This window comes from Nostoc sp. GT001 (genome assembly GCF_030382115.1).
Lineage (GTDB): Bacteria > Cyanobacteriota > Cyanobacteriia > Cyanobacteriales > Nostocaceae > Nostoc.
Genome location: NZ_JAUDRJ010000003.1, coordinates 5,210,356 through 5,226,575, shown reverse-complemented (window position 1 = coordinate 5,226,575; position 16,220 = coordinate 5,210,356). Strand labels below are relative to the sequence as shown.

General features: G+C 41.6%; 10 protein-coding genes. 6 read left to right on the top strand and 4 right to left on the bottom strand.

What is annotated here, in order from left to right; translation table 11 throughout:
* Nucleotides 1–123 precede the first annotated feature (123 nt).
* The 4 genes from QUD05_RS25015 to QUD05_RS25000 all read left to right on the top strand — a co-directional run bounded on the left by QUD05_RS25015 (nt 124) and on the right by QUD05_RS25000 (nt 5,052).
* The gene (locus QUD05_RS25015; protein ID WP_289798446.1) at nt 124–1,065 is read left to right on the top strand and encodes a ferritin-like domain-containing protein; all 942 of its coding nucleotides are present in this window, start codon (nt 124–126) and stop codon (nt 1,063–1,065) included.
* 21 nt (nt 1,066–1,086) lie between these two features.
* Nucleotides 1,087–1,833, top strand: coding sequence for an undecaprenyl pyrophosphate synthase (gene uppS / locus QUD05_RS25010; RefSeq protein WP_289798445.1), 747 nt, complete (start codon nt 1,087–1,089; stop codon nt 1,831–1,833).
* A 233-nt stretch (nt 1,834–2,066) separates the two neighbouring features.
* Entirely contained in the window at nt 2,067–2,582 is a 516-nt protein-coding gene (locus QUD05_RS25005) for a hypothetical protein (RefSeq protein WP_289798444.1), read from the top strand.
* Between the two features lie 550 nt (nt 2,583–3,132).
* Nucleotides 3,133–5,052, top strand: coding sequence for an iron uptake porin (locus QUD05_RS25000; RefSeq protein WP_289800073.1), 1,920 nt, complete (start codon nt 3,133–3,135; stop codon nt 5,050–5,052).
* A 94-nt stretch (nt 5,053–5,146) separates the two neighbouring features.
* On the opposite strand, the gene QUD05_RS34175 is transcribed toward QUD05_RS25000, so the two are convergent.
* Nucleotides 5,147–5,455 (bottom strand): GUN4 domain-containing protein, encoded by a 309-nt coding sequence (locus QUD05_RS34175; RefSeq protein WP_354666187.1) that lies wholly within the window; start codon nt 5,453–5,455, stop codon nt 5,147–5,149.
* 283 nt (nt 5,456–5,738) lie between these two features.
* On the opposite strand from QUD05_RS34175, the gene QUD05_RS24995 reads away from it, so the two are divergent.
* On the top strand, nt 5,739–6,443 hold the full coding sequence (locus tag QUD05_RS24995) for a Uma2 family endonuclease (protein ID WP_289798443.1): 705 nt from the start codon (nt 5,739–5,741) through the stop codon (nt 6,441–6,443).
* Between the two features lie 317 nt (nt 6,444–6,760).
* Here QUD05_RS24995 and QUD05_RS24990 read toward each other — a convergent pair whose 3' ends face one another.
* The 3 genes from QUD05_RS24990 to QUD05_RS24980 form a co-directional block, all read right to left on the bottom strand.
* Nucleotides 6,761–8,257 (bottom strand): aldehyde dehydrogenase family protein, encoded by a 1,497-nt coding sequence (locus tag QUD05_RS24990; RefSeq protein WP_289798442.1) that lies wholly within the window; start codon nt 8,255–8,257, stop codon nt 6,761–6,763.
* Nucleotides 8,258–8,366: 109 nt separating this feature from the next.
* On the bottom strand, nt 8,367–9,089 hold the full coding sequence (locus tag QUD05_RS24985) for a cyclase family protein (RefSeq protein WP_289798441.1): 723 nt from the start codon (nt 9,087–9,089) through the stop codon (nt 8,367–8,369).
* 297 nt (nt 9,090–9,386) lie between these two features.
* A complete protein-coding gene (locus QUD05_RS24980) occupies nt 9,387–12,707 on the bottom strand; it encodes a PAS domain-containing protein (protein WP_289798440.1) in 3,321 nt (1,106 codons plus the stop codon).
* Nucleotides 12,708–13,644: 937 nt separating this feature from the next.
* Between QUD05_RS24980 and QUD05_RS24975 the strand changes: the two genes are divergently transcribed.
* On the top strand, nt 13,645–16,191 hold the full coding sequence (locus tag QUD05_RS24975) for a GTPase family protein (RefSeq protein WP_289798439.1): 2,547 nt from the start codon (nt 13,645–13,647) through the stop codon (nt 16,189–16,191).
* Nucleotides 16,192–16,220: the final 29 nt, after the last annotated feature.

Genomic DNA, 16,220 nt, shown 5'->3' with positions numbered 1-16,220 from the left:
AAAGGCTTTTTCCCCGACTTTTGCAACTGCATCAGATAAAACTGCCGACTTCAGCCGACTGACAGAACAAAGTGCGATCGCTTAGGCTATTGGGCATAGAGATAAAAATTTAAGTATAAAAATATGCTTAACATCCTCAACCCAATCACAGAAGACTTAGTAAGTCAAAGCTATCCCAGTCCTCATTACTTACAAACACAGCGCCGCATTCGTTCCCTCATAGACAAATATATTGCAGTCGAAAAACTACACGATCGCCTGCAAGATTTATCTATACAGTTTGCCAATCCCCAACCGCGTCCCTGGAAACTCATCGATTGGCAGACGATTAATCGCAATCAAATTATCGGCTTAGACGCAGAGGTATTTTTATCTATATTGATAGGTGCGATGGATACAGAAGCACCCATTCGCGGCTATACCCAAACCAGTCGCCAGTATTTAGAAAAATTGCATCCTCAAATGGCTCGATTTGTTGGTGGAACTGTCGGTAAAGATGGCGAATTGCTAGAACTTGGTTTGTGGGAAAAGGAAGAACGTCAGCACACACCTGCATTAATCAAAATCTACACCCAATTAACAGGCGAGAAAATTACCCCAAAACTTCGGATTGTTAGAAGCTATCTTCCCACAGATGACCCTCACGAAGATTTATATCGCCACGGTTTACACCGCATTGCCACAGAATACGGTGCAACCTGTCTTTATATTTGGTTGATGGCTCACACCACTGGCGCACTCCAGGATGTTCTAGAGGAATTAGCGCAGGATGAAATCAACCACATGACCAAATTCTGGGGGTTTGGAGTCTGGGCTTTCCCTGATACTGGGTTGATGCGAATTGGACGCACCCTAATCAAAACGCGATCGCCAAACTATCAGCGTAACAACCTCATGCGTACTCTCCGCCGCATGATGGGTACACTCAACTGGAATGCTTGGTCATTAACCAACAAAACAACTCTCCTCTTCACCTTCACTTACACAATGCATCGCCTGTGGAGTTGGAACAACACCCTTACACCAAAATATTTGCAAGATTTATTTGAAATAAATCATCAGTAATAACAACATCACAAAGAACAAATGACAAAATTACCCACCGATTTAAACCCGCAAAAAATACCCCAACATATCGCCGTCATTATGGATGGTAACGGACGATGGGCAACCAGTCGAGGATTACCGCGCATTGCTGGACATCGCCAAGGAGCAAAAACGCTTAAAGAACTATTGCGTTGCTGCAAGGATTGGGGAGTCAAAGCGTTGACAGCCTATGCTTTCTCAACAGAAAATTGGCAGCGTCCCGTTGAAGAAGTAGATTTTCTGATGCATTTGTTTGAGCGATTACTACACCGCGAGTTGGCTCAGATGCATCAAGAAGGAGTGCGAATCTCCTTTATTGGAGATTTATCAGCTTTACCCAAGTCTCTACAAACGGAAATGGAGCGTTCAATGGCAGAGACGTTGAACAATCAAGCAATCCACTTTACTGTTGCAGTCAACTACGGTAGCCGCAACGAAATTACCAGAGTTTGTCGTCAAGTAGCTCAACTCGTGGAACAGGGCGAACTCAGCGCGGAACAAGTGAATGAAAGTCTTGTAGAACAACACCTCTATACAGCAGATACTCCAGAACCCGATTTGCTGATTCGTACTAGCGGTGAGATGCGGTTGAGTAATTTTCTTTTGTGGCAAATGGCGTATACAGAAATGTATTTCACCGATATTCTTTGGCCAGATTTTAATAGAGAAGCATTTCATCAAGCTTTGTTGAGCTACCAAAATCGCGATCGCCGTTTTGGTCAAGTTAAAGCTTCAGTGTCAGCTTAGTGTACCAAACACCAGACATCTTCTCAAAATTAAACCGGATTCTTGCCAGGAGCGATAAAGTAAAAGCACCCATATTACCACGATGGTATATGAGCGCTCACAAATAAAAACATTATCGAGGATAATCTATCTGCTATGACAGACCGAAGTAACTATAAGAATAGCAGGCACTGGGTAAATAAACTGCAAGGGTAGTTACAAATGTTTTGTTAAAAATATTACTTACCGTCAATATGATGCTTGATTTGGGCAAAATCCAATCGATTGCGGAATCCTATTCTCCTCAAGAACTCTTCGCTGGCTTGGTTTGGCAGCGTCGTTTTAATGAGTTTGATGGCGAAGAGGTAATTACTGACCTTTCCAACCACAGAAATTTATGGTCAAGCTTTCTGTTCACAAAACCAATCTTTGCACCAGATGAAAACGGCTTAAGCTTTGGTGGTATGGTCGATACCCTGCTTGCAATGGCAAACTATCGTCCCATGCCTGAAACCAGCATCATCCATTTCATTGCTTATCCAGCTGATACGTTATACATCTTGACAGAGAACCAAGATACAAAAGTGTCTGAGCTTTTAGACTTGGGCAAAAAGTGGCGAGCTGATTCAGTAGAGGTAAGTGATGGCACGAATGAAGATTACGGTTTGCGGCTTAAGCGGCGACTGAGAACTAGATTGGAAGGGGCGTTATGGGGTGAGGATGTTCACCAGGATTGTGATGCGGTGGTTGTTGCCTATTGGTGGGATTGAATACTTGAAATATCTCAATCAGAAAAATCGTGGACTACAATATGCTGTTTTCTTGCCGAATCTTAGCCTACACCCAAATTGAGCAGCGATCGCAGTCTCTTAATTTTTTTTGAGTAAATTATTCTTTGTTAGGTATTGAGCCGAAATTTTCGGCTCAATACCTATATTCACTATCACAAAATCAGACTTATGTAAATTATTATTTTGCCAATATAGCAATCGCATTTATATTTGAACAGAGAAAATTCAGAAGGCTTATGAATCAAGCATTTTACGTAATCCATTGCTCAAAAACCATTTAGGATTACTATCGTAATTATAAAAACTATCAATATGATGTATTGTTAATTCTCTCCAAAAATAGTATTTACTATAATTTAATACTTGCGATATAAGCTGATGTTTTGATAAGTCAACTCGGAAAAAATCCTGAGATCCAAAATTTAAAGTTAACAAGACTCTCTTGCTAAATCTACTTTAAATTTACTTATCAATCAATTTTAAAATCGCAATCAATTTTTTCACTATTTTATAGGTGTTGGGAGTTATGATGACAAAATATCTACTAGCTTCTGCTAGTGGGATGGGATTCTTATGTTTAATTATCGGGTTATCACCTGTGCAAGCCCTTCCTAGTTTAAAAATTGCAGATAAAAACGTAGCTGTTAATCAAGATGACAGCAGCTATCAAAAAAATGATTCTCATCAAAGCGATTTAACAAATAATCTCTCCAATAAATTGCTGATAGCTAATGAGAGCCAAAAAAACTTATCCTTACTGAATGAACAGCAAAAAATTCAAGATATAGAAGTAGATTCTGCTGTTAATTTGTGGCAGCCAATCATACCACAACCTGCAAGTTCATCTCCAAACTCATACAAACTTGCACAAGTAACATCCGTATCCCAATTGTCTGATGTACAGCCGAATGATTGGGCTTTTCAGGCACTCCAATCTTTAGTCGAGCGCTATGGTTGTATCGCAGGTTATCCCAATCAAACCTATCGCGGTAATCGAGCGATGACTCGCTACGAATTTGCTGCTGGCTTAAATGCTTGTTTAGAGCGAATTAACGAACTAATTGCCACTGCAACTGGTGATTTGGTCAAAAAAGAAGATTTAGCCACGTTACAGAAACTGCAAGAACAATTTGCGGCAGAATTGGCAACATTGCGAGGTCGAGTAGATGCTGTAGAAGCTCGCACAGCAGAAATAGAAGCAAATCAGTTTTCTACGACTACTAAACTCAATGGTGAGGTAATTATTGCTGGTGTTGGTGCTAGCGGTGGCGCTCCTAATGATAGTGACCCGAACATCATCCTAGTCAATAGAGTGCGGTTAAATCTTACTACTAGCTTTACTGGTAAAGATTCATTAATTACTGGATTGCAAGCCTATAACTTTTTGGGTGGAGCCGATGGACAGGGTAGCTTACAACAAAGTTTAGGATTAGCTTCGCCACTTTTAAGTGCAAGTAGCGCTCGTACCAGTTTTGAGCCGCAATTTCCGGGGTTAAATGTCAATACTTTGTCGAGTGTTGGCGCAAACAGTGTTCAGCTTTATAAATTGCTGTATGTCTTTCCCGTCGCTAATAAATTAACCTTGTTTGCGGGAACTGCGGCAGAAACATCAGATGCTTTCCCAGTAATTACGCCTTTTTATGGTGAAGGACAAGAGTCAATTTCTCGTTTTGGCAACTTGAATCCTGTGCTACGGGTTTCTGGTGGGACTTCGGGTACTGGTTTAGCATCGGCAGCGGGATTTATTTTTAACATTTCACCAAATTTGGATTTAAGAGCTTTATACGGCAGTGTAAATGCTAATTTACCCGAAAAATCTGCGGCTGAGGCAGTACCAGGAGTTTCTACTACACCTTTGGGAGCAGGTTTATTTAGTGGTAGTAGTATTATTGCCACACAGTTAACCTTCAAACCGAGTTCTGCTCTGGATATTGGTTTAAACTATGCCCATAGTTATCACGAAATCAATATTTTGGCTACAGGATTAGTTAGTAGTGATATCGGTGCTTTAGCAGGGGTTGCAACTGGAACACCGCTCACACTCAACTCTGTTGGCGGTACGCTAACATGGCGATTGTCTCCCAAAATAGCCTTATCTGGCTACGGTGCAGCAATATTTGTTGATGCTGCTTCAAATAGCGTGGATGCTTCCACCACATTTACAAGTTGGATGGCGGGAGTTCACTTCAGAGATTTATTCAAGTCAGGAAACACTGCCGGGATTCTTTTTGGTCAGCCGCTTTTCCGTAGTGATACTGGTGGTTCTGCTCAACTTACACCCACAGGCGACAATCGGGCGACTCCTTACCATTTAGAAGCCTATTACCGCCTTCAAGTTACCGATAATATCAGCATTACCCCTGGTGCGTTTGTTCTCTTTAACCCAGAAGGTAACAGCAACAATGACACTACGACTGTAGGTGTACTTCGGACTACTTTTACGTTTTAAAAGATTGGGAGTATGGTCTAAATCCCCCAAGAAATTGGGGGATTTTGAGATTGGGTAACAAAGTTCACAGTCATAACAATATTGCCCTATCTGACTAGTATCGTGACAAAAAAACCTTTACTCGATGCTGAACCCCACTAAGGTTTGTAGAATCTAATCCTACTAACCGAGATATAGATGGAAAGTGTCCTTTAGGTGCGTCTAAGCTGAAAGTATATTCTTCATATTTAACCCATTCATTATTGGCAAGACTTGCTACCCATCCAACTTTATAAGCAAAGCGCTTACAATCTTTCTTCGCTTGCCAAATACGTTGTTGGACGCTAAAACCAAATTTGCCTTCGCTATATTGAACCCAAAGCTTATTAATAATATAAAAGTCATGACGAGGAAATCTTTTAATTTCGCCATCATCTATCTAACCAGCCTTCTTCTTCACGCTCACATATTTTGAGCATAGTAGAGTAGGTTTCCTTATTTTCTCGGCAGTCATCACCACAACCACGCCGAGGTTTGAGAAGGTGAATTATGTGCAACCTGAGTTACCCTTAAATCAATGGGAACAAATGAGTTGTGAAACTAATCAAACACAGGCGGTTAAACTATATCGAAAAGCATTGCTTTCATCAAAATGGTTAACCGTTAACTGATGACTGTTAACTGATAACTGTCAATCACCAAGTATTATGTATAATTACAATCCCTTAGACTGCCTACCTTCATCGGCGGAATTACGAGATTCTGATGATACCCCTGTGGATAACGAACTACAAATATTAATTCCTAATTTATTGTTAGCCATCTTAGCCTCGATTTGGCAAACCCGTGATGACTGGTTTTTCGGTATCAATATGGGAATTTACTATACACCATTACAACCTGCTATAGTCCCCGATGGGTTTTTGAGTTTAGGTGTTGAACGTTTTGTTGGAGAAAACGGACGTTCTAGTTACGTTTTCTGGGAAGAAGAAGGAATTGCGCCCATTTTAGCTTTAGAAGTGGTTTCTCAAACCTATAATGGCGAATATGAACAAAAGAAAATAGACTATGCTCAATTAGGCATCTTATACTATGCCATTTATGCACCAACGCGGCTACGTCGTAAGCGTCAACGTTTAGAAGTTTATCGCTTAGTTGAAGGTAAGTATATTTTACAACTCGGCGATCAAATTTGGATGCCAGAAATTGGTTTAGGGATTGGACGAGAACAGGCTACTTATCAAGGAAGAACACGAGAATGGCTATTTTGGTATGACCAAGATGGTAACAGATACCAAACTCCAGAAGAAATAAACGCACAACAGCAACAACAGCTAGAACAAACTCAGCAGCAGCTTCAAGAACTTTTAGCCAAATTACAACAACGAGGAATTGACCCAAATTTACTATAGACCTCTTGCAAAAATATATTTTTGCACTCTCAGGGTAAAGGGAAAGGATTTTGAGTTTCTTTACCCTTTATATCATGTCCGCCAAATTACCCATAATAAAATAACTCCACCCCCAACCTCCCCGCAGGCGGGGAGGTTGGGGGTGGGGTTCTTCGGGTTTAATAAGCAATCAAGCGGACATGATATTACCCCGACTTTTGCAAGGAGTCTTATAAAATACCCCTGGCTTAAACTTTCGCACAGCCAGAGGTAGTTAATTATCTGAGGTGTATTTGCAGATAATTAACTGCGGTTATCTGAGGTGTATTTGCAGATAATTAACTGCGGTTATCTATCTGAGCGCGTTGCAAACTTCCAGAGAAGTCAACATAGACGCTTTTCCATTCTGTGAAAACATCCATTGCAGTAGTTCCAGCTTCGCGGTGTCCGTTACCGGTTTGTTTCACACCACCAAAGGGCAAGTGTACCTCTGCGCCAATAGTCGGGCCGTTAATATAGGTGATACCTGCTTCAATGTCACGCATGGCAGTAAAAGCCCGATTGATATCGCGGGTGTAAACTGAAGAAGAAAGACCATAATTGCTATCGTTGAGAATTGCGATCGCATCCTCAAAAGAATTAACCTCAATTAATGCCACCACAGGCCCAAATATCTCTTCACGAGCAACTCGCATATCAGGAGTTACATTATCCAAAATAGTTGGTTGAAAGAAGTAACCGTTTTTTAATGAGCCTTCACTAGCAATTTCTCCACCAATTAAAACCTTTGCTCCTTCCTCACGGGCGATATCTAAGTACTTGCTCACCTGTTGGAGTTGTTTTTCATTGACTATCGGTCCAATATCTGTATCAGAGTCAGTGCCAGCACCCAAGCGTAATTTACTGGTACGCTCATAAAGCATAGCCGTAAATTTTTCTTTGATATCACGATGCAAAATCAGCCGACTGGTAGCCGTACACCGTTGCCCAGTTGTTCCAAATGCTCCCCACACTGCACCATCGAGAGCAAGTTCTAAATCTGCATCTTCCATTACCACTTGAGCATTTTTACCACCCATTTCCAAACAAACACGTTTGTGAGTGCGTCCGCAAGTCGCACCGACAAAAGCACCCGTTTCTGAAGAACCGGTAAACGATACCAAATCTACATTGGGATGCTCAACTAAAGCTTTCCCCACCTCTTCTCCCACACCATGCACCAAGTTAATTACTCCTGGTGGTAAACCTGCTTGTTGAAAAATTTCAATCAATTTAGTTGCACAGGCGGAAGTATCTTCGGCAGGTTTGAGGATGACTGTATTACCACACACCAAGGCTGGCATCGCTTTCCAGCAAGGAATTGCCACAGGGAAATTCCAGGGAGTAATTAAGGCACAGACTCCTATGGGCATCCGCACAGTCATGGCAAATTTATTGGACATTTCCGAAGGTGTCGTTTGCCCAAATAATCGCCGTCCTTCGCCAGCACTGTAAAAGGCGCAGTCAATACCTTCTTGGACATCTCCCCTAGCTTCTGTCAAGGGTTTACCCATTTCCCGACTAATTAATTGGGCAAGTTCTTCTTTATGCTGGAGTAATATTTCCCCAACGCGAAAGATATATTCTGCCCTCGCTGGGGCTGGGACTTTGCGCCAACTGCGGTAGGCTTTACGGGCGGCGGCTACTGCTGTATCTACATCCTTCACTTGCGAACGGGGAAATGTTGCCACGACTTCGGTTTTGTCGGCAGGGTTGCGACTTTCTAGGGTTGCTTCTTCTCCAGCACTCAACCATTGGCCATCTATATAATTACGGCAAGATAGCGGAGTTGTCATTTTGAAAATCTCCGATGATCCACTGAAACTTGTGTATTAAGTTTGCTTGCTTTCTAGGTTATCCTCAAGTTTATGAAATTGGCGCGATAAGCAAATATCGATATAAAAATTAAGGCACGAAGGCCAATACTCCCACAGGAGAACCAGAACCACCACGTAATCTTAGAGGTGCGATCGCTAGAGTAGTACCTTTAGGTGGCAGTTGATCCAAATTTGTCAGATTCTCTAACACAATGCGCGGTTGTTCTAAAACTAGGCGGTTAATCGTAAAACTGTTATCCTGTCCTGGGTCTACACCATGCGTATCAATTCCTACTCCAGCAATGTGCCGTTTATCAAGTAAAAATTGAGTTGCATCGCTGCCAAATCCGGGAAAGTGGGGAATCCCTTGAGCATCATGATTGAGGAATGCACTCTTGTCAAACCACTTTTTTTGCCAACCAGTATTCAGTAAAACTACGCAGCCAGGAGAAATTTCACCGTATTCTGCTTCCCAAGCCAAAACATCAGCAATAGTCAGGGCATAATCAGAATTAACTGCTGTAGCTTGGCAAATATTTATGACCACCGCTGGTACAACCAAAGACTGGGCTGGGTATTGGTCAATTCCCAAAGCAGAACTATGAAAACTGTTAGGAGCATTGATATGGGTAGCACTATGTTCCCCCAAGGAGAAACGCCGCAGGTAATAGCCATCATTATTTAGTTCAACCACAGTTTCAAATTCTACTGTGGGATCTCCAGACCATTGGGGAATATCTATGTCAATTACATGACTTAGGTGGATAACGCGTGTGTAGGTGATACTATTTTGACTTTGGGGTTGTATCATCCCAGCCTTCTATTTTATTTGTACTCAGGGATTTTCTGTAAAGTGCGTAATCTAACACAGTCGTAGACATCGCCTTGGTTAGATTACACCTACGCAAAAATAGTACTACGATTACAAGGTTTTTCCAATCTAATTGCCCATACTACAGTAGAGAAGCGGCTTGCCGAAGGCTACCACAGAGGACACAGAGGTCACGGAGAAATGAGAGTTTAAGAGGGTTTTTGCGTAAGTCCTATTTTTATATCTGATGTGTGAGCTTTGCGTTTTGTACCTCACTTAAAAAGCAAACTGCTGTATCTACGTTGAGGGTTCCTGCTTTAGTGGAATCATCACAACAAACTCAGCACCTTCTCCTGGCGATGAAATACACTGGATTTGCCCACCGTGTTTTTGGACAACAATTTGATAGCTAATTGATAATCCCATACCCGTGCCTTTACCCACAGGTTTTGTAGTGAAGAAGGGGTCAAATAAACGTTTGCGTACTTCCTCTGTCATGCCTGGGCCATTGTCGGCAACGCTAATGATTACATGGTCTTCTTGGATGAGGGTGCGAATGCGAATTTGTGGAAAAGTCATTTGTGTAGTGTTATTTACTAATGACAGATGACTAATGACATGGGCGTTTCGCCTTCCCGCAGGGTATGACTCTTCTAAAACATCGATCGCATTTGTCAACAGATTCATAAACACTTGATTCATTTGTCCAGCGTGACACACTACTGGTGGTAGGTTGCCATAGTCTCGGATAACTTGGATTTCGGGATGTCCTGGTTTGGCTTTTAGGCGATTTTGCAACAACAGCAAGGTGCTATCCATACCTTGATGAATATCTACTGCTTTTGTACCGTCTTCATCAAGACGAGAAAAATTGCGTAAAGATAGGACAATCTGCCGAATGCGTTCGGCTCCCATCTTCATAGACTCCAAGATTTTGGGCAAATCTTGCCGGAGAAAGTCTAAATCAATGGTATTGATTTGTCGATCAATCTCTGGTGTTGGTGGGCAGTAACTCTGTTGATAAAGTTCTATTAAGTGCAGCAAATCCTTAGTATATTCATTGGCGTGGCTAATATTGCCGTAGATGAAATTGACGGGATTATTGATTTCGTGGGCAATGCCTGCAACCAATTGTCCTAAACTGGACATTTTTTCAGTTTGAATCAGTTGCGCTTGAGTTTGTTGAAGTTCTAGCAGCGCTGCTTCTAGTTGCTGGGCTTTGTCTTGGGCAGTTTGGGCAGTGATGCGACTTTGGGTATAAAGTTTAGCTTGGTCAATGGCGATCGCTAGTTGAACTGTAACTGCTTGTAGTAATTCTACTTCGTTGTTCAACCAAGGGCGAAAGCCACTACAATAACCACAGCTAAATGCACCAATTTCGCCAGATTGGGTATGTACGGGTAGCGACATAAAGGCAGTGAAACCAAAATCCTGCAAAAATTGCTGTGCTATAGAATCGTCCACAGTCTCAGTATCATCAATGCGGATGATTTCTCCGTTCAAGGTTTTAGCTGCGATTAGTTTGATTTCGGCATGAGTCGCTTCTTGTTGGTTAAGTATACAGGGTAAAAAAGAACTTTTTGCCTCATAGACTCTTTCCCAGTATGGTACATCAGCGTCTTGACGATACCAAAGGAAGGCGCAGCGATCGATCTGGAATAAGTTGTGAATCTCCTGCACTGCGGTTTCTACAATGTGATTGAGATCCAAAGAAGCTCGAATCTGATTAGAAAGACGATTGAGGAGTGCTTCTCGTTGGGCGCTTTCTCTGAGTGCAATTTCTGCTTGTTTGCGCTTGATGCCAATGGCAATCTCTTGGGCGGCAAATTCCAGTGCTGTGAAAGTTGATTCTGTGATTGTTTGGCGGGCAAACATGGCTATCACCCCTACAATTTCATCTTCAACAATCAAGGGATAGCCAGCAAAGGCGATCATACCCTCTCGCTGTGCCCACTCTTTGTTACCAACGCGGGGATCTGTCTGCACAGAGTTAGTTAAGTGGGGTTTGCCCTCTTCGGCAATCAAACCAATTTTGAATTGACCGACTGGCACACATTTATGTGGCCCATTGATATGGGTGTACATCCCAGAACTGACTTGCAACTCTAATATATTGTCTTGTTTGTTTAGCGTCCAGATGCGAGCAAAGGCTGCATCAAGATGTTCAACTAAGGCGTCAGTGCAGCGGCGCATCATATTCTGTAAGCTGTCACTCTGCGTCAACGCCGCGTCTACATCAGCACGAAAATTTGCTAAACGCGCTCGTTCTGCTAGAGCTACTTCTGCTTCTTTACGGTCAGTGGTGTCATAGCAAATACCAACGAAGTTTACAACATTACCATTGGCGTCTCTAATAACAGATGAGTTGCTTGTATGCCATCGCCAACTACCATTCTTGTGTTTTACTCGATATTCAATCGCCTTTTGTTTCTTGCCTGTTGTCAAAATTCTTTGGAAATAGTCGGCACAGATATGCACATCGTCAGGATGTATAAAGGGAATAAAAGATTTGCCTTCAACCTCTGCAACCTCATGCCCAAAAATCTCAGTCCAGTTAGGAGAAACATAGGAAAATATTCCTTCAAGTGTCAGCGCAAAAATAACGTTGTTGGCATTTTCTACAATGCTGCGGAACTTGGCATCACTTTCTATTAAGGCTGCTTGAATGTTGTCGCTGGTGTCGCGGAGCAAAACTATGATTTGCTGGTCTGGTAATGGTAATAATCTAGCTTCAAAATTATTATTTTCTTCCGGTAACGGTAAGGTATATTCAAAACTAACTTCATATTGAGTTTCAAATACTTGATTTATTGCTTGATCGAAGCGATCGCCTACAGCAGTTGGTAAGCATTCTCGCAAACTCTTGCCCTGACAATCTCCTGGTAGAATATACAGACTCTCTATCAATCCTGGCTTGTAATCCAAAATACTTCCATCAGCATCGAGACGAAAGTATGAATCAGGAAGTACTTGCAAAATCGCAGCAAATTCTGATGTTTTTTGGCGTAACTGCGCTTCAACTGCTTGGCGTTTGCGAATTTCAGTTTGCAGTTGCTCTAATGCTTTTGCTAATTCTGTCGCCCGTTCTCTATCTGTAATTTTACGTAGGCGACGAGAAGAATTTGTAGACAGCGAGTAGCTTTCTGTTAAGGAAGGTTGGCTGATCCCTATCGGCACTCCTGTTAAATCGATACAATAACCGATGTAACCAACAAAGCTACCATCTGCCGCAAATCGTGGCGCGGCTGTATCTAAAATCCAGCGATATTCGCCATCAGCACCACGCAGACGATATTGCCTCTGGAAGGAATCATACGTCGCAAATGCTCTCAGGTATATATCTTCGCATCGCTGTCTATCTTCTGGATGGACGCTGCCAGTCCAAATATTGCCTATTTCCTCTTCTAGCGCAGATGCAGACGCGGCTTTTGTGAGATGTGTTCCAGTAAATTTCAGCCAATTAGAATTGAAGTAACAATAAAGTGCATTGCATCCAGACATCCAAATCATCAGAGGAGCAATATCCGCCTGCTGGCAGAATACTTTTTCATCCTGTTGTATTTCTTCCTCTTCAACTATGATTTGTTTAACGTAGCTCTGCACCTTTTTAGAAAACACTTTTGCCTGCCTGCTCTGCCTAAATTATTAAGGTAATATGCTGAAAATACGATTTCTTAATACATGGATATAATCTTGTTTATGCCAACCTGCTAATTATCTTAATACTTTATTTATTTTTATATGCCCAGCAATTCCTCTTTTACTGTAAATAAATTGAAAAAATGCTGAAGTTATCATTAAGATTAACTTCAGCATTTTTTGTGAAATTTAAACTATCTATATATCAGGAAGCTTCTTTGACTTTGTTTATTTTTAAAATCACTGATAAATTCATCTTAGCTATGTAAGTGCATTGCTCAAAAACCTGATTTAGCTTTACGGAAACTATATGATTCTCTGTAAGGCATTTACATCTTTATAAGAAATTCACAATAATCAAGAATTTTATCCAAAATAAATATTGATTTTTTATCAAGAAGAATTCAGCATGAATTAAAATCTGGCTGATGGATCTATCTTGCTTAAAATCAGGGGGTATAAAAGAGTTTTAGAGTCACATCTGTATTAAGCAGTCATTATCTGATTAGTTGTATAAAAACCAACTTTATGTATTTGTAATTTTAGATAATGATGAATGTATTCTTTTTTATTGTTCCCAACAAAACCCAATTTTTCAAAACAGTCTTGACTAGTCAAAATGCTTTATATAGCAATCCTATCTGAGTGATGATAAATCTAGGTGATGACGAACTGTCTCTCTACAAGATACTACATATAGCTTGCTTCCTCGTAGGGTTACGCACAGTATCTTGTAAGAAGTATGCTAAGAAAAAGAGAACATATCTGCGCGTTTGATTTAGGATTGCTATAGCAAAATCACAAATTAAATGAGAGAAATGCTAAATGTGATATCAACTGGTTGTAACAATGCCTGGTAATCGCATTTTATGTGTTATAAAGCTCACAGAAATTAATGTTAGGCGGAAACTACTTTATGGAACCAGATAAACTGGGCCGTTTTAAGGAGTACGGCGAATTCATCCTCCGAAAGATAGATTCTGTGCCCCAGTACCCTTCTAAAGAAGAAGATTGGGTTCCAGCTAGTCTTGATGACTGTCTTCTTCGTTTGCGATCGGCTGCCCAGAAAACTGTAGACCTGGCAACTTCGCCTGTCAAAATTGGTGTGATGGGAGAATTTAGTAGTGGAAAAACCTTACTTTTAGGCAGTCTAATTGGATATGCAGATGCTTTGCCAGTTAGTGAAAACCCCACTACAGGTAATGTTACCGCCATACATATTATTCCGCAAGACGATTTTACAACGACGCAATTAAGTAACTTTACGGTAGAATATCTTTCTCACGAAGGCGTACATGAGTGTCTACGCTTCATGCTAGGGGAAGCCAATAAACGAACAACAGCAGCGGGGCTTCCTCCGATACCAGTATCGAAACTCAACTCTGGCACAGATATTATTGGCTGGTGTGAAGAAGCATGGAATAGCAGTAACAATTTAGAACTGCGTTATTTACTCCGAGAGTTGGTATTATTCCTGCGGGCTTATCAAGCTTATGGGGAAGTTATGTGTGGTGGGCACTACCAGATTGATGCTATCACCGCCCGCGAGGGGCTACAGCTAGTCGAGCAGCCAATGGCAATCCAAACTCTGAAATTTGAGGATCTACCGCCAGCGCACATTAGATTACCCAGTCCACCCCAGAGGCTACCAACAAAGTTATTGCAAAACAGCTTTCCACTAATCCGCCGCGTCGATATCGATGTCAAAATCTCACGGGAAATTTGGGATTTTGCAGACGCAGCTAAATTTATTCTCATTGATTTTCCCGGATTGGGGGCTGCTAATTCCGGGGCTAGGGATACCTTCTTGTCACTGCGGGAATTGGCAGAAGTACAGACAATTTTGGTATTGCTAAATGGTAAATCTCCCGGAAGCGATCGCGCCAATAAAATCTTCACCATGATGCAGCAGCAGCGACCGGGACAAGACCTGAAAGATTTAATTCTCGTCGGTGTGGGTCGTTTCGATCAACTACCTCTAGACAGTGAGGGTGGCGAAAGAGAACTTGACCATCTGATTGAAGATAGCCATTTAGAAGAGGAAACGGTTCTCCAAAAACTCAAAGTTCTGCAAACTACCATTGACGGTGCAGCTGCGTTTACAACTCAAAAAGACCGCATCGTTTTACTGTCGCCACTATTGGGATTAGCTGAATTGGCAAAACGTTCTAGTAAAGTCAAAGCTGGCTCACCAGAATTTTTGGCTAACCTAGACTATCCTGATTACCTAGACAGGTCTAAACGGCTACAACAGAAATGGGAGCTATTAAGTGAACGGCTGATAGAATCTAATACCCGTAGCTATTTGGGTAGACAGTTGGGTTACTTTAGTCAAGATGGCGGACTTAGTAAGCTGCGCGAATTGATTCAAACTCACGTAGCTACTCATGGTTTGAAGCAACTGCATGAAGATACCAAAAGAGCTGCTGATGTGGTGAGTCAGCAACAAGATCACTTGAAAGACATCATAGATGAAATTCACGAGCAAGGTATCCCCACAGGCGATAGTCCGGCTTTTATAGAATTGCGCTTTGTGGTCGAAAGCTTAGATAAAATTTACAGAAATTTTCAAAAAGATATCGGCAAAGAACCACTCAAAGATCGGCGCGGTGTTGTTGTCAGCGATGTAGTAAAAGACGAACTCACCTTTAGAATACTTAATTGGAACCAGTGGACTCTACTCTTCAACAAAGCTAATAATGGAGCGATCGCTCTGGCAGAATCTAAAGGTGCAGCTGGGAAATTATTCGATCGGGGAAACCGCGTAAATACTTCCCTTCCGACTAAGAGTGATGATTTTTATCCAGTATTTGAGAAAACCGTTAAAGAAGTAGAAGATTTTGCCCGCGATCGCATCCAGCAAGCCGTGGTAGATTTGTTGAGCCAATTATCAAATTATATAGCCCCAGAACGCGAACAATTGCAGGCATTTTTCCACTCAGAAATGGAACAAGAAATCGAAGAAAAATTTGGTTTTGAAGATGCCGATCTCTTTTATAAATTATTACTAGGATGCGACCCTAACGAATGGAAAGAAGCAATTATCGCTGAAATCAGTAGTAAAGACAAAACCGTTGCACCCGAAATTATCTTTCCTCTAGCACGTCAAGACGATAAACACAACGTCGGTCAAATCTTTGATTGGGCACCAGAGAAAAGCCAAGGCTTACCCAGATCGAGCAATCACCAACTTTTAGTACTGCGACTGCGAGATGAAATTACTGCTAGCGCCAGCCTTCATCTTGTGCAGTATGTCAGTGAAGTTAATCAGCAAATTAATTACGAACTAGAAGGCATTTTAGATCAAATTATTCCTAGTCTGCAAAACCTTTCCAAAAAAGAAACTTTGCTAAGATATTTGGCGGCTGGAGAATTGCCATCTGAGATCCAAATTCCTACTTGGTTGCAAATTATTTCTGAAATGGCGGCTGTTTCTCCCTCAGACGATTTGGATTTGAGATGACGCGATCGCATAGAGATATGAGGATATAT